Annotated in this window: 18 protein-coding genes and 1 pseudogene; 5 read left to right on the plus strand and 14 right to left on the minus strand. The window is 74.8% G+C overall.

Going from position 1 to position 25,922, the window contains the following annotated elements:
* Positions 1-42 precede the first annotated feature (42 nt).
* The 3 genes and pseudogenes from ACZ619_RS06120 to ACZ619_RS06130 all read right to left on the minus strand — a co-directional run.
* Entirely contained in the window at positions 43-1,746 is a 1,704-nt protein-coding gene (locus tag ACZ619_RS06120) for an ABC transporter substrate-binding protein (protein ID WP_469594746.1), read from the minus strand.
* 131 nt (positions 1,747-1,877) lie between these two features.
* Positions 1,878-3,278, minus strand: a complete 1,401-nt coding sequence (locus tag ACZ619_RS06125; protein WP_469594748.1) for an MFS transporter — start codon at positions 3,276-3,278, stop codon at positions 1,878-1,880.
* Positions 3,279-3,565: 287 nt separating this feature from the next.
* Positions 3,566-4,327, minus strand: a pseudogene (locus ACZ619_RS06130) (helix-turn-helix transcriptional regulator); the annotation flags it as partial.
* Positions 4,328-4,602: 275 nt separating this feature from the next.
* On the opposite strand from ACZ619_RS06130, the gene ACZ619_RS06135 reads away from it, so the two are divergent.
* From ACZ619_RS06135 to ACZ619_RS06145, 3 genes are all read left to right on the plus strand, one after another.
* On the plus strand, positions 4,603-5,031 hold the full coding sequence (locus ACZ619_RS06135; RefSeq protein WP_469594749.1) for a hypothetical protein: 429 nt from the start codon (positions 4,603-4,605) through the stop codon (positions 5,029-5,031).
* 89 nt (positions 5,032-5,120) lie between these two features.
* Positions 5,121-5,903, plus strand: coding sequence for a VOC family protein (locus ACZ619_RS06140; RefSeq protein ID WP_469594752.1), 783 nt, complete (start codon positions 5,121-5,123; stop codon positions 5,901-5,903).
* Between the two features lie 49 nt (positions 5,904-5,952).
* Positions 5,953-6,846: a DUF1963 domain-containing protein gene (locus ACZ619_RS06145; protein WP_469594754.1), complete on the plus strand. Its 894-nt coding sequence runs from the start codon at positions 5,953-5,955 to the stop codon at positions 6,844-6,846.
* A 24-nt stretch (positions 6,847-6,870) separates the two neighbouring features.
* Here the strand turns inward: ACZ619_RS06145 and ACZ619_RS06150 are convergent, their stop codons facing one another.
* Positions 6,871-7,716, minus strand: coding sequence for a DUF4253 domain-containing protein (locus ACZ619_RS06150; RefSeq protein WP_469594757.1), 846 nt, complete (start codon positions 7,714-7,716; stop codon positions 6,871-6,873).
* A gap of 356 nt (positions 7,717-8,072) precedes the next feature.
* Here ACZ619_RS06150 and ACZ619_RS06155 point away from each other — a divergent pair, with 356 nt between their 5' ends.
* Positions 8,073-8,525 (plus strand): MaoC family dehydratase, encoded by a 453-nt coding sequence (locus ACZ619_RS06155; protein ID WP_469594759.1) that lies wholly within the window; start codon positions 8,073-8,075, stop codon positions 8,523-8,525.
* A 2-nt stretch (positions 8,526-8,527) separates the two neighbouring features.
* On the opposite strand, the gene ACZ619_RS06160 is transcribed toward ACZ619_RS06155, so the two are convergent.
* Entirely contained in the window at positions 8,528-9,472 is a 945-nt protein-coding gene (locus tag ACZ619_RS06160) for a sulfotransferase domain-containing protein (RefSeq protein WP_469594761.1), read from the minus strand.
* Between the two features lie 324 nt (positions 9,473-9,796).
* On the opposite strand from ACZ619_RS06160, the gene ACZ619_RS06165 reads away from it, so the two are divergent.
* Positions 9,797-10,177, plus strand: coding sequence for a hypothetical protein (locus ACZ619_RS06165; RefSeq protein WP_469594763.1), 381 nt, complete (start codon positions 9,797-9,799; stop codon positions 10,175-10,177).
* Positions 10,178-10,401: 224 nt separating this feature from the next.
* Here the strand turns inward: ACZ619_RS06165 and ACZ619_RS06170 are convergent, their stop codons facing one another.
* The 9 genes from ACZ619_RS06170 to ACZ619_RS06210 all read right to left on the minus strand — a co-directional run bounded on the left by ACZ619_RS06170 (position 10,402) and on the right by ACZ619_RS06210 (position 25,885).
* A complete protein-coding gene (locus ACZ619_RS06170; RefSeq protein ID WP_469594765.1) occupies positions 10,402-11,322 on the minus strand; it encodes a hypothetical protein in 921 nt (306 codons plus the stop codon).
* Between the two features lie 126 nt (positions 11,323-11,448).
* Positions 11,449-12,282, minus strand: a complete 834-nt coding sequence (ddaH, locus tag ACZ619_RS06175) for a dimethylargininase (protein WP_469594767.1) — start codon at positions 12,280-12,282, stop codon at positions 11,449-11,451.
* Between the two features lie 8 nt (positions 12,283-12,290).
* The gene (locus tag ACZ619_RS06180) at positions 12,291-13,586 is read right to left on the minus strand and encodes an MFS transporter (protein ID WP_469594770.1); all 1,296 of its coding nucleotides are present in this window, start codon (positions 13,584-13,586) and stop codon (positions 12,291-12,293) included.
* On the minus strand, positions 13,583-20,656 hold the full coding sequence (locus ACZ619_RS06185; protein WP_469594772.1) for an amino acid adenylation domain-containing protein: 7,074 nt from the start codon (positions 20,654-20,656) through the stop codon (positions 13,583-13,585). The genes ACZ619_RS06180 and ACZ619_RS06185 overlap by 4 nt, the downstream gene beginning before the upstream one ends.
* Positions 20,657-20,692: 36 nt before the next feature.
* Complete coding sequence (locus ACZ619_RS06190; RefSeq protein ID WP_469594774.1) at positions 20,693-21,724, minus strand: TauD/TfdA family dioxygenase; 1,032 nt, start codon at positions 21,722-21,724, stop codon at positions 20,693-20,695.
* Between the two features lie 11 nt (positions 21,725-21,735).
* Complete coding sequence (locus ACZ619_RS06195; RefSeq protein ID WP_469594777.1) at positions 21,736-21,945, minus strand: MbtH family protein; 210 nt, start codon at positions 21,943-21,945, stop codon at positions 21,736-21,738.
* Between the two features lie 162 nt (positions 21,946-22,107).
* Positions 22,108-23,331, minus strand: a complete 1,224-nt coding sequence (locus tag ACZ619_RS06200) for a cytochrome P450 (RefSeq protein ID WP_469594780.1) — start codon at positions 23,329-23,331, stop codon at positions 22,108-22,110.
* Positions 23,301-24,092, minus strand: coding sequence for a thioesterase II family protein (locus tag ACZ619_RS06205; protein WP_469594782.1), 792 nt, complete (start codon positions 24,090-24,092; stop codon positions 23,301-23,303). Before ACZ619_RS06205 ends, ACZ619_RS06200 begins: the two co-directional genes overlap by 31 nt.
* Positions 24,093-24,100: 8 nt before the next feature.
* Positions 24,101-25,885, minus strand: coding sequence for a non-ribosomal peptide synthetase (locus ACZ619_RS06210; protein ID WP_469594785.1), 1,785 nt, complete (start codon positions 25,883-25,885; stop codon positions 24,101-24,103).
* Between the last annotated feature and the right edge of the window lie 37 nt (positions 25,886-25,922).

Here is a 25,922-nt window from a genome sequence, read left to right on the forward strand (position 1 = left end):
GCGCCGGGCCCGGCCCGCACTGGGCCCGGCCCGGGAGAGCGGTCAGTAGCGCAGCGCCAGGGCTTCCTGGCCGCTCTCCCGCATGCGGTACGTCATGGTGGGCTGCGCCAGGCTGCGGTCGGCGGAGTCGAAGGGGTAGCTGGAGCAGAACTGCCCCGGCGAGTCGAACACGTAGGTGCCGTTGACACCCCGGTAGGCCTCGGACCTCAGGTAGGCGCCGATCAGCGCCGGCCGCAGCGACCCCGTCACCGCGACCGCCGTGTACGCCATCTTCACCTGGTCGTAGGCGGCGCTGGCCTGGCACCAGCCCGGACGCACCCCGAACTCGTTCGCGTACGCCGCGCTGAAGCGCCGGCCCAGCAGATCGTCGGACCGGCCGGTCACCGTCGACCAGGTCAGGCCGGACACCCGGTCCCCCGGCTCCAGCGACTGCGTGAACTGCGGCAGGGACGGCGTGTAGATGTGGTACGTCTCCTGTCCCGGCCGTACCCGGGTCAGCGCGGTCTGGAGCCGGGCCGCCGTCTCGGCGGACACATGGGAGACGCCGACGAGGTCGGGGGCCTCTCCCAGCACGGCGCGGGCCACCCCGTCGGCGTCCGCCACCGACAGCCCCACGGGCCGCACGGCCACCAGGTCCCAGCCCGCCGCCGCGGCCTCCGCCCGGAACCGGCCGCCCGTGATGGCGCACCCGTAGCCGTCGAGCTCGATCACGGCGAGACGGCCCCGGCCGCGTTCGGGGACCGGACGCGAGCGCAGGTGCGCGATCAGGGCGGCCCGGTAGGCCGTCTCCGACGGGCAGGTCTGGAACACGTGCGCGTACCGCTCGGGCGCCGCCCGTACCGCGTCCACGCTCCGGGTCCAGCTGTTGGTGTGCAGGAAGATCCGTCCGTAGTCGGCCGCGAAGTCGAACAGCGCGGTGTTGAAGGCGCTCGCGTAACTGCTCGTGACCACGTCCACGTCGTGTTCCACCAGCGCGTCCAGTGCGGCGCGGACCGATTCCCCGTCCAGCGGGTCCACGCCGACCACGACGTGCTCGACCCGCCGGGCCTCGCCGCCCGCCAGCGCGTTGACGTCCCGTACGGCCAGGGCCGCGCCGCGGGCCGTCTCCTGCCCGTCGGAGAAGGTCCCGGCGGGAGCGACCGTGCCGATGCGCAGCGGCAGCGGCCCGCGCGCGGCACGCACCCTGCGCAGCACGGCCCGGTGCGCGGGCACGGTGCCGACGAGCCGTTCGAGTTCCAGCACGCGGATGCCCGCCTTGCGGTCGACGCCGCCGGGGACGGGCAGCCGGACCAGGTCTTGGTCGACCGCGACCGCGCTGAGCCCGGCCCGGGACTCCTGGCCGAGCTTCTTCAGGAGCTTCTCGACCTGGGTGGTCACCGTGCGCACACTGGTGCCCAGCCGCCTGGACACCTCCTGGTTGGACAGCCCCAGCGCCACCAGCGAGATCACGTCGACCTCGCGGGCCGTCAGGCCGCCCGGCGGGCCGTCGAGAGCGGTCAGCCGGATGCCGACCACCGCTTCGCCGTCCCGGCCGCGCGAGCGCAGCCGGCAGCGCGTCCAGGTGCCGTCCTGGACCCAGAGGAAGCTCACGGACTCCAGGCCGGAGCCCTGGAAGGCCTCGATACGGCGCACCAGCCCGGATTCGAGCCCCGTGGCCTCCGCCACCGGCGTGTCACCACGGGGGCCGAGCTCCCAGCACTGCTCGGACGGCGCCCGCTCGTTCCCGGACGGCCTCGGGCCGGTCATCGGCACTCCCCTCACCGGGCGCGCTCTCCCCGGGGGCACACCGGACTACGACTTGTCTGAAAAGAGTATGCCGTCCACCACCCCGTCCGGAGAACGGACCGTTGCAAGCCCCGGGCGGAGCGCGGGCCGGGTCACGCGAGCGGGGTCAGGTCGGGCCGGTCCGGCTGACCGGGCGGTGCGGGCTCGTCGGCGTGACCGGGCTGTGCGGGCTCGTCGGCCTGACCGGGCTCTCCCGGCTGTCCGGGGGTGTCGGCGGCGCGGCGGCGGGCGTCCTCGTCGGTGTCGGCGTCGTAGGTGACCAGCCGGGGCAGCGCGGCGGCCAGCAGGGCGACCGTGGCGACGCAGGCCAGACCGCCGGTCCAGATGGCCGGCCGGGCCCCGGTCCAGCCGGCCATCGCACCGGCGCGGACCTGTCCGAGCTGGGGGCCGACGCTGTACGAGAGCACCTCGATACCGGCGAGGCGGCCGCGCAGCCGGTCCGGGATGGTCTGGTTCCAGATGGTGGAGCGGCCCAGTCCGCTGAACATGTCCCCCGCTCCGGCGAGGCAGAGGCAGAGCAGAACCAGCCAGATGTTCGACGTCCACCCGGCCGCGGCCATGGCCGCTCCCCAGCCGGCCGCCCCGAACACCACGAGCAGGCCGTGCCGCCGGGTGCGCGAGACCCAGCCGCTGGTGAGGCTGACCAGCAGCGAGCCCACGGAGCCGGCCGCGTACATCAGACCCAGCGACCAGTGCGCGCCGAGGTCGTCGGCGAGGAACGGGAAGATGGTGTTGGGGAAGGCGAAGAACATCGCCGCGAGGTCGATCGCGTAGGTGCCGAGCAGCACCGGCCGCGACCAGGCGTAGCGGGCGCCCTCGGCGATGCCGCGCAGGGAGGGCCGGGCGGCGTGCTCGGCGGGCGGGACGGGCGACAGCCGGCGGCACATCAGGACGGAGACCGCGAAGCAGACGACGGTGGTGGCGTACGCGGGAACGTTGCCTGCGTAGGCGACGACGAGACCGGCCAGGGCGGGTCCGCCGATCGCGCCGGCCTGCCAGCGCAGGGCGTTCAGGGCGGCGGCCGCGGGCAGCTGGTCGTGCGGGACGATCCTGGCCAGCAGCGAGTCCATGGCGGGGCGCTGGAGCCCGGCGAGGGCGGCGACCACCGCCGCGACCAGGTAGAGCGGCCAGAGCATGGGCGCGGGCAGCATCGCGTTCAGCAGCAGGACGGCCGCCACCAGGCCGAGGCCGGCCTCGGTGAGCACGATGACCTTCTTGCGGTCCACGGCGTCGGCGAGGGCACCGCCGTAGAGTCCGAAGACCACGAGCGGGACGAGTTCCACGGCGCCGGTCGCGCCCACGGCGAGCGGGGAACCGGTGAGGTCCTTGATCTGGAGCGGCAGGGCGATCAGCGCCATCACACTGCCGAGGTAGGTGATCAGCCCCTGGAGCCACAGCAGCCGGAAGTCCTTCGAGGAGCGCCAGGGCGAGAGGTCGGGCAGCAGGGCGGCGAGCCTGGGCAGCCGGGGTCGGGGCGGGCGGGATGCGGGCATGGCGACGGGGCTCCGTGGTCTGTACGGCGGGGCTCGCGCGTGCGGACCTCGGATCAGGGAACGGGACACCGCATCGGCAGCAGCAAGTTAGGTAAGCCTTACTCGCAGACCAGGTTAAACATCTGGGGCGTTCGCTTCAATCGAGCTTTTTCGACAGCCGTTGTAGCGATCGGGACAGGCCCGCCGTCCACCGGATCCGGGTGCGGGTGCAGGTGCGGATCCGGGTGCGGGTGCGGGTGTGGATCCAGGTGCGGATCCGGCTGCGGCTGCGGCTGCGGGTCGGGCGCCCGGAAGCGGCCGGGGGTCATCCCGGTCGTCCGGCGGAAGGCGGCCCCGAAGGCGCTGGCCGAGCGGTAGCCGACCGCGTCGGCGACGGCGTCGACACCGAGGCCGCGGGACAGGAGGTGTACGGCGTGCTGGGCGCGGACCGTGGCGACCCAGCGGGCGAAGCTGGTGCCCGCCTCGGCGCGGAACGCGCGGGTCAGCGTCCGCGGGCTGCAACCGAGCGCGGCGGCCCAGCCGGCCAGCGTGCGCTGGTGGGAGGGGTCGGCGCGGACGGCGTCGACGATCGGCCGCAGCAGCGCCGACGTCGGCACCTGGACCAGCAGCGCCCGGGGCGAGGGTTCCAGCACGTCCAGGACCATCGCCTCGGTGACCGTCCGCGAACGGGACGGCAGAGCGCTCTCCTCCAGCCGCTCCAGGAGCAGCCGCAGCAGCGGGGTGATCTCGACGGCCACCGGCACGTCGGGCAGCGCCGACGCGGTGCCGTAGCGGAAGCAGTGGGCGCGGTAGACGGTGCCCGCGACGGCGGAGGCGGAGTGCAGCCGGCCCGCGGGCATCCACAGGCCGAGGGTGGGGGTGACGGACCAGACCTGGGTGCCGACGACGACGGCGGAGGCGCCCTGTTCGTTCCACAGGAGTTCGTGCCACGGGTGCGAGTGCTCGTTCCACGCGGTGTCGACGGAGACGGCCTCCTCGTAGCCCCGGATGACGAAGGGCACGTCCATCTCGCCCGCGGCGAAGGCCGGCAGATTCCTGGTCACACGCATACGCCCAGGGTAGAAAGTCCCGCTGGACCGGCCGCCGGGGGCCCCGCACCCCTGCCGGCGACCACCTCTCCGGCCCGAACAGGCGCCGCGCCGTGGGGCGTCGGGAGGTGACGGAGCGCGCGGAGCGGCGGCATCGCCGGAACTCGTCGCCGGGTCGGGCCGGATCTGCGCCGGTGGGCCCAAGTGTGCTCTGCTGTACTGGTGCCGCGACCGCGGGGCCGGCGGCTCCCCTGCCACGGCCGGACCGAGCAGGACGACCGGAAGGAGCCGCAGGCATGATCGACTGGGTGCCTCTCAGCAACGGCGCGCGGCCCGTTCCGCGGCCCGTGGCCACACCGCTGGTGTGGGCCGCCGCGGCCGGCGGCGCGCTGATACTCGTGGCGCTCCTCAACACCCTGGTGGGCCCGGGCCGGCCGGCCCTCGCGCTGACCGGGCTGTCCCTGCTCGCCGTGGTGTCGGGGCTGTGCGCGCGGTTCACCGCGGCACCCGGTACCGCGGTGCTGTGCTGGCTCTTCCTCAACGGCTTCGCCATCCCCCCGGCCGGCACCCTCACCTGGGCCGGACACCGCGACACCTTCTGGCTGGCCTGCCTGTTCACCGCCGCCCTGCTCGGCACGGCCCTGACCCGCGTCCTCCACGCCCGGGCCGCCTACCGCCGCGTCGCCACGGACATCGCCGGCACACCGGACCCCGACCACGACTGACCCGCCCCCGCACCCGGTGCGCACCCGGCACAAGGGCTCGGGCCGTCAGTGAGGGTCGGCTTCGCGGGGGGCTGCGTAGGATCGCCGGTATGGTGCTGCGGCCTGTGCAGGTGAACATCAAGGCCCTCGATGCCCCGGTGGTCGGCCGGTTCTGGGCGGAGGCGCTCGGCTGGGAGGCCTACGGCACCGGTGCGACCACGTACGTCGGTCCTGCCGGCGGCCTGGTCTGGCCGGACCCGGTGGGCGTGGGTATCGACGTCGTGCCCGTTCCGGAGGCGGGGACGGGGACGAAGAACCGGGTGCACCTCGATCTCGCCACCACCTCGGCGGCTCATCAGGCGGAGCTCGTGGCACGCCTGGAGGCGCTCGGCGCGACGCCCGCGGACGTGGGCCAGGGCGCGGTGGCGTGGACGGTCCTCGCCGACCCCGAGGGCAACGGGTTCTGCGTGCTGGAGCCCCGGGAGTTCTACCGGGACACCGGGCCGATCGCCGCGGTGGTGGTCGACTGCGCGGACCCGCGCGCCATGGCCCGCTTCTGGGGCGGTGCGACGGGCTGGGCCCCGCACCAGGTGACCGACGGCCGGGCGACGCTGCGGTCCGCCGACGGGGCCGGCCCGTACCTGGAGTTCCTGCGCACACCGGGCGTACCGGCCGGGCCGGACCGGGTCCACCTCGACCTGCTGCCGCGCCCAGGCGCCGACAGGGCGGCGGAGGTGACCCGGCTGCGGGCGCTCGGCGCCACCGACCTCGACCTCGGGCAGGGTGACGTCCCCTGGACCTGCCTGAGCGACCCCGAGGGGCACGGGTTCTGCGTGCTCGCGCCGCCGCAGGAGCGGCACCCGGTGGACGAGGGCGGGGAGCCGCGCGGCTAGTCTGCAAGCCGCTGCCCACCTCTGAGCCGGTCCGCGAGGAGCACCGCCGATGGCCCGAACGACCCCGTCCCGTCCGCTCGATGTCGAGGCGCTGTTCCCCGAGTTGGCGGCGCACCGGAAGGCCGCCGTCCGGCTGCATCCGCGGGTAGGTGACCCCGGTCCGCGGGACAGTTCGGTCGGCGGGCCCGTGCTGTGGCCGCGTTCCGAGCCGTGGCCCCACTGCGAGGACGACCACCCGGACACCGCGTACTCCCCGCCGGGGCGGGACCCGGTCCCGTTCGTGCCGGTCCTTCAGCTGTTCGCCTCCGACGTGCCGGAACTGGCCTTCGCGGACGGCACCGACGTGCTGCAGGTGCTGTGGTGCCCCTTCGACCACGAGGAGGGTTACGTACCGCGCCCCGAGGTCTTCTGGCGGGACGCCTCGCAGCACGGCATGGAGCCGGTTCGGCCGCCCCGCCCCGCCGGTGCCGACGGCGACTACCTTCCGGACCCCTGCGTGCTGCACCCGGAACGCGTCACCGACTACCCGAACCGGGATCTGCCGAAGGACGTCGCCGACGCGCTCGCACCCCGCTTCGAGCAGTTGGAGGAGGAGACGGGCTGGTCGTACTGGTCCCATCTCTCCGTGTCCGACGGCATCAAGGTGGGCGGCTTCCCGACCTGGACGCAGGACCCGGACTGGCCGGTCTGCCCGGACTGCCGGCGGCGCATGGAGCACCTGCTGACCGTCAGCAGCGCGGAGTTCGACGGCGCGAGCTGGCGGTCGTGGCTGCCCGTCGAGGACACCCCCGCCACCGGCACGGTCTGGGACCTGCCCTACGAGGAACGCACGCTGGTCCAGCGCCCGCCGGGCCTCATGCTCGGCGACATGGGCGGCATCTACCTCTTCGAGTGCCGCAGCTGCCCCGGACGGCCGTTCGCCCACCGGTCCGACTGCTCCTGACGGCCGGCCCGGTGCGCGGGTGTCTCAGTCCCACCAGAAGTCCCACTGGTTGATGCCGACGAGCCGGTCGGCGTACGCGGCCAGGGTGCAGGGGCGGCGGCCCTGCCAGACGTTGTCCGGGCAGAAGGCGAAGTGCTCGGCGGCGACCCGCAGCGCCTCGGGCCCGGTCGTCGGCGGCGCGGCGACGCTCAGGTGCAGCGTGGCGAAGCCGACCGCGACGACGCGGGCGCCGAAGCGGCGCTCCCAGTCGGCGACGACCGCGGAGTACTTGGCCGTGTCGCCGTCGTGATTGGCCGGGCCGGACCAGCCCGCCGCCGTGAGCGCCTCGGCGCCGCTCGCCGCGGCGACCAGTCCCAGGCGGGCATGGGGGTGCAGGGAACCGAACACCTCCGCGTACTCGGCGGCCAGTCCGTCGGCGTCCGTCACGTCGGCGCCGCCGGGAGCCGTGCCGGGCCAGTCCTGCCCGAAGGGGGCGGTGACGGCCAGGCGTTGCGCGCGCGAGAGCGGGTCGCCCTCCTCGCCGACGGCCGTGTGAGCGGCCCACCAGCGGGCGAGGAGGGCGGCCGCGTCGTGGCTCGCCGGGGCGGTCATCCCCTCGGGGTACAGCTCGCCCGACGCCCAGGGGCGGAACGACTCGTCGGCCGTGTCGAGCGGCTCCAGCAGCAGCGGCCACAGGCCCGAGCGCGCGTGTTCGGCGTGCGCGCGCTCCCACAGCCGGGGCGCGGCCGGCCCGTCGCTCAGCCACAGCGGCCGGATGTCCGCGTCGCCCTCGTCGGCCGCGACCGTCCGGCCCGGCGGGAGCAGGGCGTGCAGTGCGGCGCGGGCGTCCGCGCGCTCGCCGTCGAGCCCGACACCGGGTCCGGCGGTCATCGGACGCCCCCGGTCGCACCGTCGCAAAACGGCCGGAGGGCATGCGCCGAGGTGATCGTCTCGGGCGGGCGAAGCAGGAGTACGTCCCGGTTCATGACGTCCTTCCCTCACAGGAACGGGGGTTGTGGTGCCGACCGGAGCATCCTGGCAGGCACCACTGACAACGCCGCCGGCGGGACCGGAGCGGGGGCGATCCGCTGGTTGCCCACTCCTGCGGGTGATGTCCCGCCCGTGTCGGACCGGGCGGCCGGTCCCTCGGGGGAGGGTCGCGCGGGGGGCCGGTCACCGGCCGCCGACGTGCGCCGCCGCCCGTGCCCCCTGCCCTGACGGCCCCGATGACCCCGATGAGGTGTGCAGTGAGTTTCGGCAGGTATTTCGAGGAGTTCGAGGTCGGACAGGTTCTCAGCCACTGGCCGGGCAAGACCGTCACGGAGTACGACCACCACCTGTTCTCGCTCCTGACGATGGTGCGCCACCCGCTGCACCTGGACGCCCACTACGCCAGGACGGCGACCCGCCACGAGCAGCCGCTGGTCGTCGGGAGCTATGTGTTCTCGCTGCTCCTCGGCCTGTCCGAGGCGGATGTCGCGGGGCGGGCCATCACCCACCGCGGCTTCGAGCGGATCGAGCACCACGCGCCGGTCCTGCACGGCGACACCCTCTACGCGGAGAGCGAGGTGTACGCGATGCACGACGATCCCGGCCGCGAGGGCCGCGGCCTGGTGGGCGTGGAGACCCGCGGTCGCAACCAGGACCGGACCCTGGTGATGACGCTGCGCCGGGAGATCGTCGTGCCCAGGCGGCCGTAGGGTCAGGCGGGCCCGCGGACCAGCCAGCTGCGCAGGTCCTCGGGGAGCCGGCCCACCGCCCGTTCGTGCAGGGCGAGTTCGTCCTCGCAGAACCGGGTGCGCCACTGTCCGCTGGTGCCCTTGTGGAAGAAGTCCCACGAGCCGAGTGCGGAGCCGGTCGGGCCCGAGTCCCAGATCTCGTGGGTTCTCGACCTCATCTCGGCGAAGGTGCAGGCGCGCACCAGGTCGGGCCAGTGGCGGTCGTCGACGGTGATCCCGAGGAACTCCGCCAGCCGGCGCATCTGGCCCGCCAGGTCGTCGAGCAGGTCCTGGTAGTGCAGGAAATGGATCCGGGGCTCGGCGAGGGAGCGGTGTTCCCACCACGAACGCAGGTGGTGGGTGGGTGAGTTGTAGGGCCAGCCGTCGGTCTCCCCCGGGTAGGCGCCGCGGGTGAAGAACTCCCGCCAGAACGCGTGCACGTCCTCGGGCACTTCGGGGGGACGAAACGCCGGGGCGTCGCTCTCGCCGTGGGCCCGCAGTGCCGCCGTGACGGCGGTCCGGGTCTTCTCCGAGCACATGCCGCGGGCGTGGTGGTGGGTGGACAGGGCGAGGTCCCGCAGGTCCCGGCCCACCACCAGATAGGACACGTCCGCGTGGAGCGGGAGCGCGTCCGGCGGCAGATGCGTCTTGATGAAACGGCGGTGGCGCTGCGCGGAGAGCGAGGCGAGCACCTCGTCGAGCGGGGCCATCGCCATGTCCAGCCACGGGCTCAGTTCCATGAGCGGACGCGGCGGTCGGGCGTCCTGGAAGACGAGGGCGGCCACGATCCGCTGGGTCCACGTGGTGCCGGCCTTGGTGGCGGTGGAGATCACGACGTCCCCGGGCCGGGGTGTGTAGGAGTCCCAACGGGTGCTGTCGAGCAGGGCACTTCGGTACACCCGTGAGGGCGGACGCACGATCTTCGACACGGCTTTCACCGCTCCCTTCTCCCCCGCCGCCACGGTATGCCGGCATCGCCCGTGACCTGCCGCGCAACGGTGTGGTGTCACTCGATGAGGTAGCCGAGGAGCGCGTGGGTGATCACCACGGCGCGACGGCCGCGAGCGCCGTCGCGCGATGCGCGCGGACGGCGCGGGTGCGCGGTGCCGTGGGGCGTGACCGCCCCTGTGCTACGAATTCGATCTTTAGTGGCGTTTGTGGAGATTCTGCGCTTCCTGCCGGTTCCGTACCCCCACCATGGCGTGTGACAGGGCCCCGCTCCGTCGGGGCCTACGGGACGAAAGGACTTACGCATGCGAGGCAAGCGAGCGATCGGCGCCGGCGTTCTGGCTCTGGCCCTGGCGACCGGGGCCGGCTGGGCGGCCCAGGCCAGCACGGGCGAGGCCGCCACCGGCACCGCCGCTGCGGCCAAGGTGCCGACCCGGGCGGCGGCCGTGGACGGCTACCAGATCGTCCAGCTCCCCAACGCCAACGTGCCCAACTTCCAGCGCCGTACCGTCTACTGCCCCGCGGGCAAGAAGGTCGTGGGCGGCGGCGGCGAGGCGCAGGGCAACGGGGCGATCCTGGTCGGCAGCTTCCCGACGCCCGACGGCTCGGGGTGGATCGCGCTCGGCCGGCAGGACGGCTACTCCTCCGTCGGCATCAGCGTGTACGCGATCTGCGCCAACGCCTGACCGGCGGCCTCTGACCCGGGGGCAGGTCCCGCACCCGGCGGGAAACGCCCCCGCGTAGCACCGCGGCCACCACCGTCCCGGACGGTGGTGGCCGCGGTGTTCCGGGCCCGTGCCGGACGGCGAAGGGCCCGCGGGGTCCGGCGCCGGGGACATCCCGACGCCGGACCCCGCGGCGACGGACAGCACCCACCGGTCCGGCGCGGGCCCGCCCGAGGGGGGTGGTGTCAGCGCGGGCCGTCGAGGAGGACGACGTGCACCAGGTAGGGCAGTACCTCGTTGACACGGGGGTCCTGGTCGAGGAGTACCGCAACCGGGGTGAGGCCCTGGGCACGCAGGGCCTCCAGCGGCCGGGACCAGTGCACGGGGCCGGGCGGCCCGGCGCAAGGGGCGCTCTCCCGGTCCGGGCCGATCGCGGGCAGGGCGCGCTGGGCGCGGCCCGCGGCGGCGGCCCGGCCGCGCAGGGCGCGTGCGGTGGCGCGGCGGACGGCCTCGGCCCGGGTGGCCCCGGTGGCGACGACCGTGTCCGGGCGCGGGCCCACCCGGATCGCGCAGCCGGGCAGCGAGAGCAGAGCGGACAGGTCGTGGGCGACGGGGTCGCCCGCCGCGTAGAGCGGCCGGGAAGCGCCCGTGGCGCGCTGCGCGCAGCCGTTGCCCGAACATCGGCCGTCGCACAGGCCCGCGGGGCACAGGCGTGGCACGCGGGTGGCGGGCTCGGCGAGTCGCCGGGCCAGCAGCGCCTCGCAGTGCGCGGTCATCCCGGCCTCCAGGGCGCTCACCCAGGTGAGGCCCGCCGCCACGCCCACCTCGGGGTGTCCGGTCGGGTCAGCCGGGACGGCCAGTCGCCCGGCGGGGACCCGGCGCAGGACGCCGCTGTCCAGGTCCAGCCCCCATACGGTGGACCGGGGGCCGGCCGCGCCGAGGCAGGAGCGGCCGGCCAGGTGTCCCGCCAGCGCGGCCAGCACGGTGGTCAGCTCCTCCTCGTCGCCGGTCCGGCTCGCCCGGTCCCCGGTGACGGCGGGCGGCAGCAGGGCCGCCGCCCGCTCGATCAGTTCCCCGGCGTCCGCCGCCGCCCCGGCCGCCCGGGACACGAAGGCGGCCCGCGCCTCCTCCTCGGTGGGAGGGTGGGTGAACTCCTCGGTAGTCATGCCTGGTCGTTCCTCTCCGGGCTCCCCCGTCGGAGACCCTCGTCGGTCGATGAAACCGGCAAGCGATCTACAGCGGATGGACGCTCGATCCCGCCAACTGTCCGGTAGCTGAATGCCTGCCGCATGTCAGCCGTCGGCGGGGCGGTCGCGGATCTCGAGGGTGCAGCACTTCACGCTGCCGCCGCCCTTGAGCAGTTCGGACAGGTCGAGCCCGACGGGTTCGAAGCCGCGTTCGCGCAGGCGCCGGGCCACCCCGGCGGCCGACTCGGGCAGGACGACGTGGCGGCCGTCGCTGACCGCGTTGAGCCCGAAGTGCTCGGCGTCGGCCTCATCGACGAGGATCGCGTCGGGGTAGAGACTCCGCAGGACGGCCAGGCTGTGCGGGGCGAAGGCACCCGGGTAGTACATGATCTCGTCGTGGTCGAGGACGGTCAGGGCCGTGTCGAGGTGGTAGAAGCGCGGGTCGACCAGTTCCAGGCCGACGACCGGGCGGCCGAGGAACTCCTGGGCCTCCGCGTGGCTCTCGGGGGTGCTGCGGAAGCCCGTTCCCGCGAGCAGCCGGTCGCCGGCGAGCAGGAAGTCGCCCTCGCCCTCGTTGACGTGGACCGGGTCGTGCACCCGGTAGCCGCGGTCGCGGAACCAGTCCAGGTAGGCCGGGCCCTCGGCCGCCCGTTCGGCGTCGCGGAACCTGGCGCCGAGGACGCGGCCGCCGACGACCGTGGCGCCGTTCGCCGCGTACACCATGTCGGGGTAGCCGGGCAGCGGGTCGATGAACTCGACGTGGTGGCCGAGTTCGCGGTGCAGGGCGACGAGCTGTTCCCACTGGGTGACGGCGAGCGCGGTGTCCACCGGCTTGGCGGGGTCCATCCAGGGGTTGATCGAGTAGGTGACCTCGAAGTGGGCCGGGCGGCACATCAGGTAGTGCCGGCGGCTGGCGGTGCGCTGGGGGCGGAGTTCCATGGCGGTCGTCAGTCCTCACGGTGTCGGGGAAGGTTGCGGAGGGTGCGAAGGGGGCCGGCGAGCAGGACGAGGGCGGCGGTCAGCAGCACGGCGGACATGATCCAGATGGTGGGCCTGCTGCCCACGGCGCCGCCCAGCCAGCCGCCGAGCAGGGCGCCGACGGGGATCGCGCCGTAGTTGACGGTCGACGCGCTCGCCCGGACCCGGCCGAGCAGGTGGGAGGGGCAGTACGTCTGGTAGAAGCCGGCGACGATGACGTTGCCCGCGACCACGCCGCACACCGCGACGCCCCAGGCGAGGGCGCTCACCATGAGCGGCAACTGCCGTCCCGCGAAGGGCAGCAGGAAGATGAAGGGCGCCACGACCAGCATGCACAGCAACAGTCCGCGGGCGGTGCCGAACAGCCGGCCGATCCGCCCGGCGACGGCCGCCCCGGCCAGGCCGCCGACGCTCACCACCGCGAACACCGTGCCGACGGCGCCCGGCTGGAGGCCGACGTCCCGGACGAGGAAGACGGTCTGGACGGCCTGGATGCCGTTGAGGGCCAGGTTGGCGAGGGCGCCGAAGCCCGCCAGCGTCCGCAGGTACGGGTCGCGGACCACGAACCGGACGCCTTCGGCGATCTCCCGCCGCAGGGCCCTGCGTTCGGACGGCTCGGGCGGGTTCTCCCGTACGTCGATCCGGCCGAGGCAGAGCGCGGAGACCAGGTAGGTCGCCGCGTCGAGGAGGACCCCGGTGACCGCGCCGAGGGCCTGGGTGACCAGGCCCGCCACGCCGGGTCCCGCGACGTCCGCCGCCGATTCGGCGCCGTGCAGCTTGGCGTTGGCCTCCAGCATGTCGTCGTCGCTCACGAGCGCGGGCAGCAGGGCCGAGTAGGCGGTGCTGAAGAACACCTTCGCCGCGCCGGAGAGCAGGGCGACGAGCACGACCTGGGTGAGGGTGAGCACGCCCAGCCAGGCGGCCACGGGAACGCTGCCGAACAGGACCGTCAGCGACAGGTCGCTGACCAGCATGGTGCGGCGGCGGGGCCAGCGGTCCACCCAGGCGCCCGCCGGGAGGCCGATGAGCAGCCACGGTGTCCAGGCCGCGGCGGTCAGCACGCCCATCATGAACGGGGAGGCGTGCAGGGTGACCACCGCCACCAGGGACAGGGACACATGGCCGACCGCGGTGCCCAGACCGCTCGTGGTCTCGCCCAGCCACAGTCTGCGGAAGTTGCGTTCGGACCACAGGCCCAGCCGGCCCCGGGCGGGCCGCTCGGCCTCCCGCTCGGGCGTGGCGGGATCAGCGTACGCGCGGCTCATCGGTGTGCTCCCGGCTGTGCGGTGCGGAGTTGCTTGGCGACCGCTTCCGCGATCAGGGCGATCGGTCCCGGCCGGGTCATCGCGCCGTGCTCGCAGGCGAGCAGGTCGTGTTCGATCAGGCCGGTGACGTACGGCCGCCAGGCGCTCTCGTAGGGCCAGTCGGCGGGTTTGTCGAGCGCGGCGCCGATGAACAGGGCGTCGCCCCGGTAGACGCCGGGCACGTGCGCGGCGAGCAGTCTGTCGTGGTCGGCGAAGACCCGGGGCAGGGCGTCGGCGGCGTCGCCGAGCATGGCGCGCAGGGCTTCCGGCAGGCCGGCCGGGCCGTCGGCGCCGGCCTCGTCCTCCCGCCGGTCGTCCGGGGTGTGGCCGAGCGAGGCCAGCAGTGCCGCGAGCGGGTCGGCCGGTTCCCCGGCGGCGGTGGCGTCGTCGCCGGGGCCGGGGGCCGGGGTGGGCGGGTAGCCGTCCAGCAGGATCAGGGAGCCGGTCTCCTCGCCGTCGGCCTGGAGCCGTACGGCCATCTCGTGGGCGACGACGGCGCCGAAGGACCAGCCGAGCAGGTGGTAGGGGCCCCGGGGCTGGACGGAGCGGATGTGCCGCAGGTAGGCCGCGGCCAGTGCGCCGACGCTGTCGGGGGTGGCGCCGCGCAGGCCGGGGGCCTGGAGGCCGTAGACCGGGTGGGCGGCGTCGATGTGGCGCAGCAGGCCGGAGTAGACCCAGCTGATGCCTGCTCCGGGGTGCACGCAGAACAGCGGGGCCGCGGTGCCGCCGGTCCGCAGCGGCAGCAGGGTGCCGAGGGAGTCCTGCGGTCCGCGTTCGGTGTCGAGGTGGCGGGTGAGACCGGCCGGGGTGGGGTGTTCGAACAGGGCGCGGATGCCGATGTCCTCGCCGAGTACGGCGCGGATCCGGCTCAGCAGCCGGGTCGCCAGCAGGGAGTGGCCGCCCAGGGCGAAGAAGTCGTCGTCCACCGAGACCGATTCCAGCGTGAGCACCTCGGCGAACAGGCCGCACAGGGTCTCCTCGCGGGGGCTCGCGGGGGCGCGTCCGGCGGCCGTGCCCGTGAAGCGCGGTGCGGGCAGCGCCGCGCGGTCCAGCTTGCCGTTGGCGTTCAGGGGCAGCGTGTCCAGCACCGTGACCACCGCCGGGACCATGTACCCGGGCAGCACGCCCGCCGCGAACTCCCGTACGGCGGTGCCGTCCACGGCGCCGGTCACATAGCCGGCCAGCCGGCCCTCGTGGGCGACGACCACGGCCTGGGCGACTGCGGGGCAGCGGGCCAGCACGGCCTCCACCTCGCCGAGTTCGATGCGGAAGCCGCGGATCTTGACCTGGTGGTCGGTGCGTCCCAGGTACTCCACCTCGCCGTCCGGGCGGCGGCGCACCAGGTCGCCGGTGCGGTACATCCGCTCCCCCGCCGCGAACGGGTCGGCCACGAAGCGCTCGGCGCTGAGGCCGGGCCGGTTCAGATAGCCGCGGGCGATGCCCGCGCCGGCGAGGTACAGCTCGCCCGCCACCCCGACCGGGACCGGGCGCAGCCCCTCGTCCAGCACATGGACCCGGGTGTTCGTCAGCGCCTGCCCGATGAGCGGGGTGCCGTGGTCGGCCAACCGGGCGTGGAGGGCGTCGACGCTGTACTCGGTCGGGCCGTAGAGGTTGTGGCCGACCACGCCGGGAGTCTCGCGCACGGCGGTCCACAGGGCCGCTCCCGCGGCCTCGCCGCCGAGCATCAGCACCGGCAGCGGGCGCAGCTCCAGCAGCCCCTCCTCCAGGAGTTGTTCGGCGTAGGTGGGGGTGACGTCCATGGCGTCGACGCCGGCTTCCGCCACGTAGCGCACCACGGCGGCGGCGTCGCGCCTGCGGTCGTCGTCGAGCAGGTGCAGTTCGTGCCCGGCCACCATCCAGAGGATGCCCTCCCAGGAGGTGTCGAAGGACAGCGAGGCGGTCAGCGCGAACTTGAACCGCTTGGCGGGGTGGGCGCGTTCGGCCTCGGCGATGGTGGTGGCGCGGTGGAAGGCGTGGAGGTTGGCGACGCCCCGGTGCTCGATCACCACGCCCTTGGGGCGGCCGGTCGAGCCGGAGGTGTAGATGAGGTAGGCGGCGTTGCGGGCGCAGGGCCGGGGCGCGGCCGGGCGGCCCGGACGGCCGGTCGCCGTGCCCTGCTCGTCCGTCGACAGCAGGGGCAGGCCGTCCAGGACGGCCGGCAGGGGCCAGGCCGCGTGGGTCAGGGCGAGCAGCGGGGCGGTGTCGCGCAGCATGTGGGTCAGGCGGTCGGCGGGGAGGTCGGCGTCCAGCGGGAGGTAGGCGCCGCCCGCCTTGAGCACGGCCAGGAGCCCCACGACCGAGTCGGCGGAGCGCTCCAGGGCGAGGGCGACGACCCGCTCGGGTCCGACGCCGGCGTCGGCCAGCCGTGCGGCCAGGTCATCGGCGCGGGCGTCCAGTTCACGGAAGGTCAGCGAGGTGTCGCGGGTGACCAGGGCCACGGCGTCGGGGGTGCGGGCGGCCTGTGCCGCGAAGATCTCGGGCAGCAGGGCGTCGGGTTCCGGGGCGGCGGTGTCGTTCCAGCGCTCCAGCGCCGTGCGGTCGTCCGCGGTCAGGATCTCCAGGTCGCCGACGGCCCGGCCGGGGTCCTCGGCGACCTGGCTCAGCACCGCGGTGAGGGCGGTGGTGAGCCGCTCGGCGGTCTCGCGGTCGAACAGGTCGGTGGCGTATTCGAGGGCGCCGCCCAGGCAGGTCGTGGCGCCGTCGGGGCCGTGGCGTTCGGTGACGTTGAGGCACAGGTCGAAGGGGGAGGTGGTGAAGTCGGTGGTCTCGTGCTCGGCGTGCGCTCCGGGGAAGGCGATGTCCGCCTCGGTGGTGTTGTCGTAGGCGAGCATCACCTGGAAGAGCGGGTTGCGGGCCGGGGAGCGGACCGGGTTGAGCTCCTCCACCAGCCGTTCGAAGGGCACGTCCTGGTGGGCGTAGGCGGCGAGGTCGGCGGTGCGGACGCGGTCCAGCAGTTCGGTGAAGGCCGGGCGGCCCGACAGGTCGGTGCGGAGCACGAGGGTGTTGACGAAGAAGCCCACCAGGTCGTCCAGGGCGCCGTCGGCCCGGCCGGCGACGGGGGTGCCGACGGGGATGTCGTCACCGGCGCCGAAGCGGTGCAGCAGGGTGGCGAACGCGGCCTGGAGGACCATGAACAGGGTGGTGCCGTGGGCGCGGGCCAGCTCGGTGAGCCGGGTGTGCAGGGCGGGGTCGAGCTCGAAGCGGACGGTGTCGCCGCGGTGGCCGGGCACCGCCGGGCGGGGCCGGTCGGCGGGCAGGGCGAGTTCGTCGGGGAGTCCCGCGAGGGCGTGCCTCCAGTAGCCGAGCTGCCGGGCCATCAGGCTGTCGGGGTCGTCCTCGGTGCCGAGCAGTGCGCGCTGCCAGAGGGCGTAGTCCGCGTACTGCACCGGCAGCGGCCGCCAGTCGGGGGCGGCGCCGGCGCGGCGGGCGCGGTAGGCGGTGGTGAGGTCGTCGAAGAGCGGGCGCAGGGAGGCGCCGTCGGCGGCGATGTGGTGGAGGACCAGGACGAGGATCTGTTCGCCGGGTCCCTCGGGGATCAGGTGGGCGTGCACCGGAACGTCCGTGGCGAGGTCGAAGACCCGGCCCGCGGCGTCGGCGACGGGCAGGTCTCCGACGGTCAGCAGCGGGGCGGGCGGTGCGTCGAGGACGTGCTGGTGGGGGACGCCGCCCGTGGTGCGGTAGACGGTGCGCAGGGCCTCGTGGCGGGCGACGACGTCCCCGAGGGCGGCTTCCAGGGCGGTGGTGTCCAGGGTGCCGCGCAGCCGCAGGGCGAGGGAGACGTTGTAGGTGGCGCTGGGGCCCTCGGCCTGGCCGATGAACCAGAGCCGCTGCTGGGCGAAGGAGAGCGGGAGCCGCTCCGGCCGGTCGGCGGGGCGGGGCGCCGGGCGGGCCGGGGCACCGGTGGCGTCCGTGAGGCGCTCGGCGAGGCCCGCGGGTGTGGGCGCCTGGAACAGCTCGGCCAGCGGGATCTCGGCTCCGAGGACGGTGCGGACGCGGCTGACCAGGCGGGTGGCGGTCAGGGAGTGGCCGCCGAGGGCGAAGAAGTCGTCGTCGACGCCGACCGAGGGGAGGCCGAGGAGTTCGGCGAACAGGCCGCACAGGATCTCCTCGCGGGGGGTGCGAGGGGCGCGTCCGCCGGCCGGTCCGCCGAGGTCGGGGGCGGGCAGGGCGGCGCGGTCCAGTTTGTCGTTGGCGGTCTGCGGGAGCCGGTCGAGGACCGTCACGAGCGGGACCATGTAGCCCGGCAGGGTGTCGGCGGCGTGGCGGCGCAGGACGGCGGCCAGGTCGGGGCGGTCGTCCGCGGGGGTGCAGTAGGCGACCAGCCGTTTCTCGCCGTCGTCCTCCCGGACCACCACGGCGGCCTGGCCGACGCCCTCGTGCCGGCCCAGTACGGCCTCGATCTCGCCGGGTTCGATGCGGAAGCCGCGGATCTTGACCTGGTGGTCGGTGCGGCCGAGGAACTCGATGGCGCCGTCGGCGCGGTGGCGTACCAGGTCGCCGGTGCGGTACATCCGCGCGCCGGGCTCGAACGGGCAGGCCACGAACCGTTCGGCGGTCAGCGCGGGCCGGGCCGCGTAGCCGCGGGCGAGGCCGGCGCCCGCCACGTACAGCTCGCCGCGGACGCCCGGCGGCACCGGGCGCAGGCTGCCGTCCAGGACGTAGGCCCGGGTGTTGTCGAGGGGGGTGCCGATAGGTACCCGTGCTCCGGTGAGGTCGTCCTCGGTGACCCGGCGGAAGGTGGCGAAGGTGGTGGTCTCGGTGGGGCCGTACCCGTTGCCGAGGACCAGGCCGGGGCAGGCGTCCAGGACCCGGCGCAGCATGGCCGGGGCGGCCGCGTCGCCGCCGGTGGTGACCGCGCGCAGTCCGGCGAGGGCCCGCGGGCTCTCCTCGGCGACGACGTCGAACAGGCCCTTGGTGAGCCAGGCCGCCGTCACCCCGTGGCGTTCGACCGTGTCGCGCAGGACGGCGGGGTCGAGGTGGCCCGGCGGGGCGACGACGACGGTGCCGCCCGAGAGCAGGGGCGCCCAGAGTTCGTAGGTGGCGGCGTCGAAGGCGTGCGGTGAGTGGAGCAGTACGCGGCGGTGGTCCTCGCCGTCCCAGCGGTGGTCGCCGGCGAGGGCGACGACGTCGCGGTGGCGGACCGCGACGCCCTTGGGCAGCCCGGTGGAGCCGGAGGTGTACATCACGTAGGCGAGCTGGTCGGGGTGGGTCCTCGGCACCCGGAATCCGGGCACCGGATCGCCCTCGGGCCGCATCACCAGGGCGGCCGGGACGAAGCCGAGGTCGTCGCGGTCCGTCAGCAGGACCGGGGCGCCCGCCTGGTCCAGCACCCACTCCAGCCGGTCCGGCGGCAGGGAGGCGTGCAGCGGCACGTACGCCCCGCCCGCCAGTACGACGGCGAGGGTGGCGACCACGACCTCGGCCGAGCGCTCCAGCAGCATCGCCACCGGTGTCTCCGGCCCCACGCCGAGGGCGGTGAGCCGGGCCGCGAGGCTCTGGGCCCGGGTCTGCAACTGGGCGTAGGTGTAGGTGACTTCGTCGGAGACCACGGCGAGGGCGTGCGGGGTGCGCGCGGCCTGGCGGGTGAAGGCCCCGGTGAGTGTGCCGTCGCCCGGGACGGAACGCGCGGTGTCGTTCCACTCCCCCAGGATCCGGGCCCGTTCCGCCCCGCTCAGCAGGTCGTGCCGGCCGACGGGTGCGCCCGGGTCGGCGAGGGCGGCCCTGAGCAGCCGCTCCCAGCGGGCGGCGAACGCCTCGACGGTCGCGGTGTCGAAGAGGTCGGCCGCGAACTCGATGGAGCCGGTGATGCCGGCCGGGGTGCCGTCCGGGGCGTGGTTCTCCTCCATCCCGATGTTGAGGTCGAACTTCGCGACCCTGATCCCGAGCGGTTCGGGCGTGCCGGTCAGGCTGTCCGGGCCGGACGGGTGCGTGGGGTCCTGGGGGGCGTGCTCGCTGTTCTGGAGGACGGCCATGACCTGGAAGAGCGGGTGCCGGGCGGTGGAGCGGACCGGGTTGAGCTCCTCCACCAGGCGTTCGAAGGGGACGTCCTGGTGGGCGTGGGCCTCCAGGTGGGTCTCCCGGACCCGGGCGAGGAGTTCGGTGAAGGAGGGGTCGCCGGAGACGTCGGTGCGCAGCACCAGGGTGTTGACGAAGAAGCCGACGAGGTCGTCGAGGGCCTCCTCGGAGCGGCCCGCGACCACCGAGCCGACCGGTACGTCGGTGTCGCCGCCCAGCCGGGAGACGAGCGCGGCGAGAGCCGCCTGGAGCACCATGAACAGGGTCACCCGGTGGGTGCGGGCCAGTTCCAGGAGTCCGGCGTGCAGGTCCGCGTCGAGGCGGAGGGGGGTCGCGTCGGCGCCGGCGCCCAGGGCGCGCGGCCGGGGCCGGTCGGCGGGCAGGGCCAGTTCCTCGGGGAGGCCGGCCAGCTTGCCGCGCCAGTAGGCGAGTTGCTGCGCCAGCAGGCTGTCCGGGTCGCCGTCGTCGCCGAGCAGTTCGCGCTGCCAGAGCGCGTAGTCGGCGTACTGGACGGGCAGCGGCTCCCAGTCGGGGGCCCGGCCCGCGCGCCTGGCCGTGTGGGCGGTGGCCAGGTCGCGCAGGAACGGTCCCTTGGACCAGCCGTCGCCGGCGATGTGGTGCAGCACGGTCAGCAGCACCCACTCGTCGGGCGCGAGGACGAACACCCATATGCGGACCGGGAGTTCGCAGCGCAGGTCGAAGGGTTCGGCGGCCGCCGCGTCGCGTCGCGCGGGATAGCCGTCGGGGTCCGCCGTGCAGTCGACCACCGTGAAGGAGAGATCCGCCGCCGCCTGCCCGGCGGGCACCACCCGCTGCACGGGGACGCCGGCCACGGCCGGGAAGACCGTGCGCAGCGCCTCGTGCCGGGTGATGACGTCCACGGCCGCGGCGCGCAGCGCCACCGGGTCCGGCGCGCCGCGCAGGCGTACCGCGAACGGCAGGTTGTAGAGCGGGCCAGGCCCTTCGATCTGGTCGGTCAGCCACAGACGCTGCTGCGCGAAGGAAACCGGGATCACGGATCTGTCCTTACGTCACGGGCCACGGGGGCGTGGTCAGGCGGTGGGCAGGGGTGCGGCGCGGAACGCGGCGGGCGGCACGCTGGGCCGGCAGTCCAGGACGTCGACCGGCGATCCCATGGCGACGGCGATCCTGCGGTCGCCGCTGAACGGGTCGCGGCCGTGGGCGGCGAGGATGTTGTCGACGAGCATCACGTCGCCGCGCTGCCAGGGTTCGCGGACGGTGGCCGCCTCGTAGACGGCGTTGAGGGCCTCCACGTCGTCCCGGGTGAGGGGGGCCGCGTCGCCGACGCCGGTGTTGAAGGGCAGTCCGTCGGGGCCGAACTCGTCGGTCAGGGCCTCGCGGATCACCGGGTCGAGGGACCACTCGTTCCAGAACGCGAGGTGGTTGAACCAGACCTCCTCGCCGGTCTCCGGGTGGGTGATGGTGCCCGGGCGCAGCTGCCGGGTGCGCAGCCGGCCGTCCTCCCGCCACTCCCAGGAGACGAGGTTCTCGGCGCAGTACTCCTCGACCTTCGCCGGGTCGTCGGTCGCGAAGGCCGTGCGCCAGTCCAGGGAGACGTATTCGGAGTAGTTGCGGGTCAGGGTCCAGCCGCTCGCGCGCACCCGGTCCACGAGGGCGGCGGGCAGGTTCGCCAGGACCTTGCGGCAGTCGACGACGGGGGTGGCGCCGCCCTCGGCGGGGGCGGTCAGGCAGGCGAAGAGGAGCTTCCCGGGGAAGGTGAGCGTGTAGCTGTTCTCGTTGTGCATGCGGATCGACTGGTGGGAGGGCAGGTCGGTCGAGGAGAAGACCCCGTGGCCGAAGTCGCTGCGCGGGGTGGCCTTCTCCCGGTAGGGGGTGGGCTCGGGCAGCAGCACGTCGCGGACCCGGGCGACGTCCTCGCTGCCGGTGACCGGCAGGCCCCGGAGGAAGATCGTGCCGTGCTCGGCGAGGGCCGCCCGCAGGTGCGGGCTGTTGTCCTGGAGCCAGCGGACGGCCGCGTCCATGTCGTGGACGCCGGTCACCCGGGTCAGGGCCGGACGGCCGGGAGCGGTCTCCCAGCGCGGTGCGGTCGGTGCGGTCGACACGGCGGGGCCTCCTAGCGGCCGAGGGAGGCGAGCAGGCTCGCCGGGCGGATGTCGGTCCAGTTCTCCTCGATCCAGGCGAGGCAGGCCTGCCGGTCGGCGTCGCCCAGGGCGACCGTCCAGCCGGCCGGGACGTCGATCCACGCGGGCCACAGGGAGTGCTGGTTCTCGTCGTTGACGAGCACCTTGTAGGTGCCGTTCTCGTCCTCGAAGGGATTCGTCATGATGGTTCTTCCTCCGTCGTGAGCGGGGCGGAATCGCGCGGGGCTCCGGGATTCCGGGGGCCGGGGGGCCGGGGCCGGGATTTCTGATCGCCGTCCGGTTTTTCGAAGTTATCGGCGCCCGGTACGGCCGACAGGCAGGAATTCCGGCAGGAGAGCGGAAGTTCAGCGGGCGGGCAGGCGCACCGGGAAGTGGTCCAGGCCGAAGTTGATGATCGAGCGGTTGTACCGGACGGGACCGGCCGGCTCGATCCTCTCGACGTGCTCCAGCAGGGCGGTGAAGAGCGCGGTCAGCTCCGTCCGGGCGAGCGGGGCGCCGATGCAGTAGTGCGCGCCGAGGCCGAGCGCCACATGGCGGTTGGGGCTGCGGTCGAGCACGATGTCGTGCGGGCGGTCGAAGACGGCCGGGTCGTGGTTGGCCGCCCAGGTCCAGACGACGACGCGCTCGCCGCGCCGGATGTCGTGGCCGCCGAGCACGGTGTCCCTGGTGGCGGTGCGCAGGGTGTGCAGTCCCACCGAGGTCCAGCGCAGCAGTTCGTCGAGGGCCGGCCCCATGTCCGCCTCGCCGCTCTGCAGCCGGTCCCACAGCTCGGGGTGGCGGACCAGCGCGAGCAGGCCCATCACGGCGGTGTGGCGGACGGTCTGGACGCCGCCGACGACGATGTTGTCCAGGTTGAGGACCACGTCCTCGACGGGCAGCAGCCGGCCGGCGATGCGGTAGCCGGCCATCATGCTGATGAGGTCGTCGCGGGGGTCGGCCCGCCGTTTCATCACCTGGTGCATGAGGTACGGGATGAGCCGCTGGTGACCGGCCCTGCGCTCCTGCGCGGTGCGGCCGAGGAAGGCGTCGTCGCAGACCTGGACGACCATCTCGCGGTCCTGGTCCGGGACGTCGAGCAGGTCGCACATCACGGTCAGGGGCAGCGGGGAGACGACGTCGACGAGGTCGACCTCGCCCCGTCGCACGGCGTCGGTGACGATACGGCGGGACAGTTCGGTGATGCCGGGGGCCGCCCCGCGGGCTCCGCCGGGCGAGAGGAACGGGGTCGCGGGCGCCCGGAGTTCGCGGTGCCGGGGCGGGTCGGTGAGGGCCATCATGCGTCCCGCGCCGACCGGGGTGTTCCCGGCGCCGGCCCCGAGCAGCGAGCCGCCCTCCGAGCTGTAGGTGGCCGCGTCCTTGAGGACCTCGACGGCAAGGTCGTAGGAGAGCACGGACCAGACCGGCCCGTCGTCGGCGGTCTCGGTGCGCTGGACGGGGCCCGCCTGACGCAGCCGGTCGACGACGGCGGGCAGGTCGGGGCGGGTCCACAGCTCGGGGTCGCTCAGGTCGACGGCGGTGACCGGCGCGGGTGCGGAGGTCAGTGGACGAGGGGCTGTGCTCGTGGCCATCGGGGCTCCCTGGGGGTCGGATCGGGCCGGTGCCCGACGATCGAGGTCAGCAGGCCCACGGGTCCGGGCCGTTGTACGGTCGCCAGCAGGTGGCCGCCGGGGACCACCGTCAGGCCGAAGGCGCCCGAGGTGTGCTCGGCCCAGCCCGCGAGGAGGGTGGCGTCGAGCAGCGGGTCGGCGTCGCCGGCGACGGCGTGCAGTGCGGTGTCGAGCAGCGGGGCGGGCCGGTACCGGTAGGTGTCGCGCACCGTGAGGTCGGCGCGGATGGCCCGCAGTGCCAGCTCCCTCAGCTCCGGCTCCGAGGCGACGAGTTCGCCCATGCCGCAGGTGCGCAGCAGGTCCTCGGCTCCGTACTGCGGCGGGGTCGGGGCGGACCAGGTGCCGGGCGCGGAGGCCGAGGCGGCGATCACCGACTCCGGGCGGCGCCCGGCGGGCAGGGCGCGTGCCACCTCGTAGGCCAGCAGGGACCCGAAGCTCTGTCCGTAGAACCCGAAGCGGCCGGTCAGGTGCGGGAGGAGGGCGTCCGTCACAGTCCGCACCAGCAGGTCGAAGGTGGCGGGCATCGGGTGGCGGCTGCGTCCGCCGCGGGCCGGCATGCGCAGGGCCCACACCTCGGCGGCCGGGGCGAGCGCCTGGGCCAGCGGGGCGAAGGCGGTGGCGTCACCGCCGGCGTGCGGGAAGCAGAACAGCCGGTAGGGGCGGTGGTCCTGGGGTGCGGGCACCAGCAGCCAGTCGCCCTCGATCCGTGGCCGCGGGGGCACCACCGGGATCACCGGGCACCCGCCGCACCGCCGACGAGGGCCGGCCGCCGGGGCGCCGGGGCCCGGCCCGCCGTGCGGACCGCCTCGGTGAAGTCGGCGAGGTCGCGGGCGTCGAGCAGGTGGCGCAGCTGGAGTTCGGCGCCGAGGCTGCGGCGCAGGATGTGGATGACCCGCAGGGCGGCGAGCGAGTGGCCGCCGAGGGTGAGGAAGTCGTCCTCGGGCCGGATGTCGTCGCGGCCGAGGACGGTCCGCCAGACGTCGGCGACCTGTTCCGCCAGACCGGTCCCCGCCGGGCCGGCCGGCCGCGGCCGGGGCGCGGCGGCGGGCGCCGGGGCGGGCAGCGCCGCGTGGTCGAGCTTGCCGTTGGGGGTGAGCGGCAGCGCGTCGAGGACGACGGCCGCGGCCGGGACCATGTGGGCGGGCAGCAGGGTGCGGGCGTGGGCCAGGACGTCGTCGGTGCCGGGGGCCGGGGTGCCAAAGACGGTGACGTAGGCGATGAGGCGCTGGTCCCCGGGGGCGGCCTCGTGGACCTTGACGGCGGCCTCTCGGATCCCCGGGTGGCGGGTCAGGGCGCCCTCGATCTCGCCCGGTTCGATGCGGAAGCCGCGCAGTTTGAGCTGGCGGTCGGCGCGGCCGGCGAACTCCAGGGTGCCGTCCGGGCGGCGGGCGGCGAGGTCGCCGGTGCGGTACATCCGCGCGCCGGGGGCGAAGGGGCTGGCCACGAAGCGTTCGGCGGTCAGTCCCGGGCGGCCGAGGTATCCGTGGGTGACGGCGGGACCGGCGACGTAGAGCTCGCCGGTGGCGCCGGGGGCGACCGGCCGCAGCTCCCGGTCCAGCAGGTGCAGGGTGACGGCGGGCAGGGCGTCGCCGATGTGCGGCCGGGGGCCGCCGATCCGGGTGGCGGTGGAGTCGACGGTGCACTCGGTGGGGCCGTACAGGTTGAGGACGTCGGTTCCGGCGGCGGTGATCTCGTCCCAGGTCGCCTGGGGCACCGGCTCGCCGCCCATGAACAGCCGTACCGGGCGGGCCTTCAGCGGCTCGCGCAGCAGTTCCCAGTGCGAGGGCGTGAGGTCCAGGTCGGTCACGCCGTGCTCGTCGAGCAGGGCGGCCAGCCGGACCGGGTCGGTGCGGGTGGTGTCGTCGACCACGACGAGGGTGTCGCCCCGGCAGACGCGTGCCCACTGCTGCACGGAGGCGTCGAAGGAGACGCTCGCGCTCCAGCCGACCACGCCCGGCTCGGCCCGGTACATGCCGCGTTCCTCCAGGCCGGCCAGCAGGCGGGCGACGCCGCCGCGGGTGGCCTGGACGCCCTTGGGGCGGCCGGTGGAGCCCGAGGTGTAGATGACGTAGGCCGCGTCCGCCGCGGTGACCGGGGTGTCCGGGCCGGGGTCGGCGGTCGCGTCGGGGCCGAGGGCCGGGACCCCGTCGGGCAGCTCGACGGCGCCCGGCTCGGCGGTGATCAGCAGGGCCAGGCCCGCGTCCTGGGCCATGAAGGCGAGCCGTTCCGCCGGGTAGGCGGGGTCGAGCGGTACGTAGGCCGCGCCGGCCCGCCACACGGCGAGCAGCGCCACCGGCAGGTCGGTGGTGCGGCGCAGGTGGACGCCCACCCGGTCGCCGCGGCCGATGCCGTGGGCGCGCAGGGCGGCCGCCAGCCCGAGGGTGCGGCGGTCGAGTTCGGCGTAGCTGAGGCGGCCGTCGGCGGCCGTGACCGCGGTGCGGGCGGGGGTGGCGCCGGCGGCGGCCAGGAACCGGGTCAGCGGGTCGGCCGGACGGGGGCCGTGGGTGTCGGTCATGGGGTTCGTCTCGCTCTCTGTTCGGTCTGCGCGGCCG

Source organism: Streptomyces sp. NPDC104367, from assembly GCF_055583825.1.

Excerpts from the sequence above, each read along its gene's own strand:
- ACZ619_RS06120 (WP_469594746.1), bottom strand. The coding sequence starts at position 1,746 with ATGACCGGCCCGAGGCCGTCCGGGAACGAGCGGGCGCCGTCCGAGCAG.
- ACZ619_RS06125 (WP_469594748.1), bottom strand. The coding sequence starts at position 3,278 with ATGCCCGCATCCCGCCCGCCCCGACCCCGGCTGCCCAGGCTCGCCGCC.
- ACZ619_RS06135 (WP_469594749.1), top strand. The coding sequence starts at position 4,603 with ATGATCGACTGGGTGCCTCTCAGCAACGGCGCGCGGCCCGTTCCGCGG.
- ACZ619_RS06140 (WP_469594752.1), top strand. The coding sequence starts at position 5,121 with ATGGTGCTGCGGCCTGTGCAGGTGAACATCAAGGCCCTCGATGCCCCG.
- ACZ619_RS06145 (WP_469594754.1), top strand. The coding sequence starts at position 5,953 with ATGGCCCGAACGACCCCGTCCCGTCCGCTCGATGTCGAGGCGCTGTTC.
- ACZ619_RS06150 (WP_469594757.1), bottom strand. The coding sequence starts at position 7,716 with ATGACCGCCGGACCCGGTGTCGGGCTCGACGGCGAGCGCGCGGACGCC.
- ACZ619_RS06165 (WP_469594763.1), top strand. The coding sequence starts at position 9,797 with ATGCGAGGCAAGCGAGCGATCGGCGCCGGCGTTCTGGCTCTGGCCCTG.
- ACZ619_RS06170 (WP_469594765.1), bottom strand. The coding sequence starts at position 11,322 with ATGACTACCGAGGAGTTCACCCACCCTCCCACCGAGGAGGAGGCGCGG.
- ddaH (WP_469594767.1), bottom strand. The coding sequence starts at position 12,282 with ATGGAACTCCGCCCCCAGCGCACCGCCAGCCGCCGGCACTACCTGATG.
- ACZ619_RS06180 (WP_469594770.1), bottom strand. The coding sequence starts at position 13,586 with ATGAGCCGCGCGTACGCTGATCCCGCCACGCCCGAGCGGGAGGCCGAG.
- ACZ619_RS06195 (WP_469594777.1), bottom strand. The coding sequence starts at position 21,945 with ATGACGAATCCCTTCGAGGACGAGAACGGCACCTACAAGGTGCTCGTC.
- ACZ619_RS06200 (WP_469594780.1), bottom strand. The coding sequence starts at position 23,331 with ATGGCCACGAGCACAGCCCCTCGTCCACTGACCTCCGCACCCGCGCCG.
- ACZ619_RS06210 (WP_469594785.1), bottom strand. The coding sequence starts at position 25,885 with ATGACCGACACCCACGGCCCCCGTCCGGCCGACCCGCTGACCCGGTTC.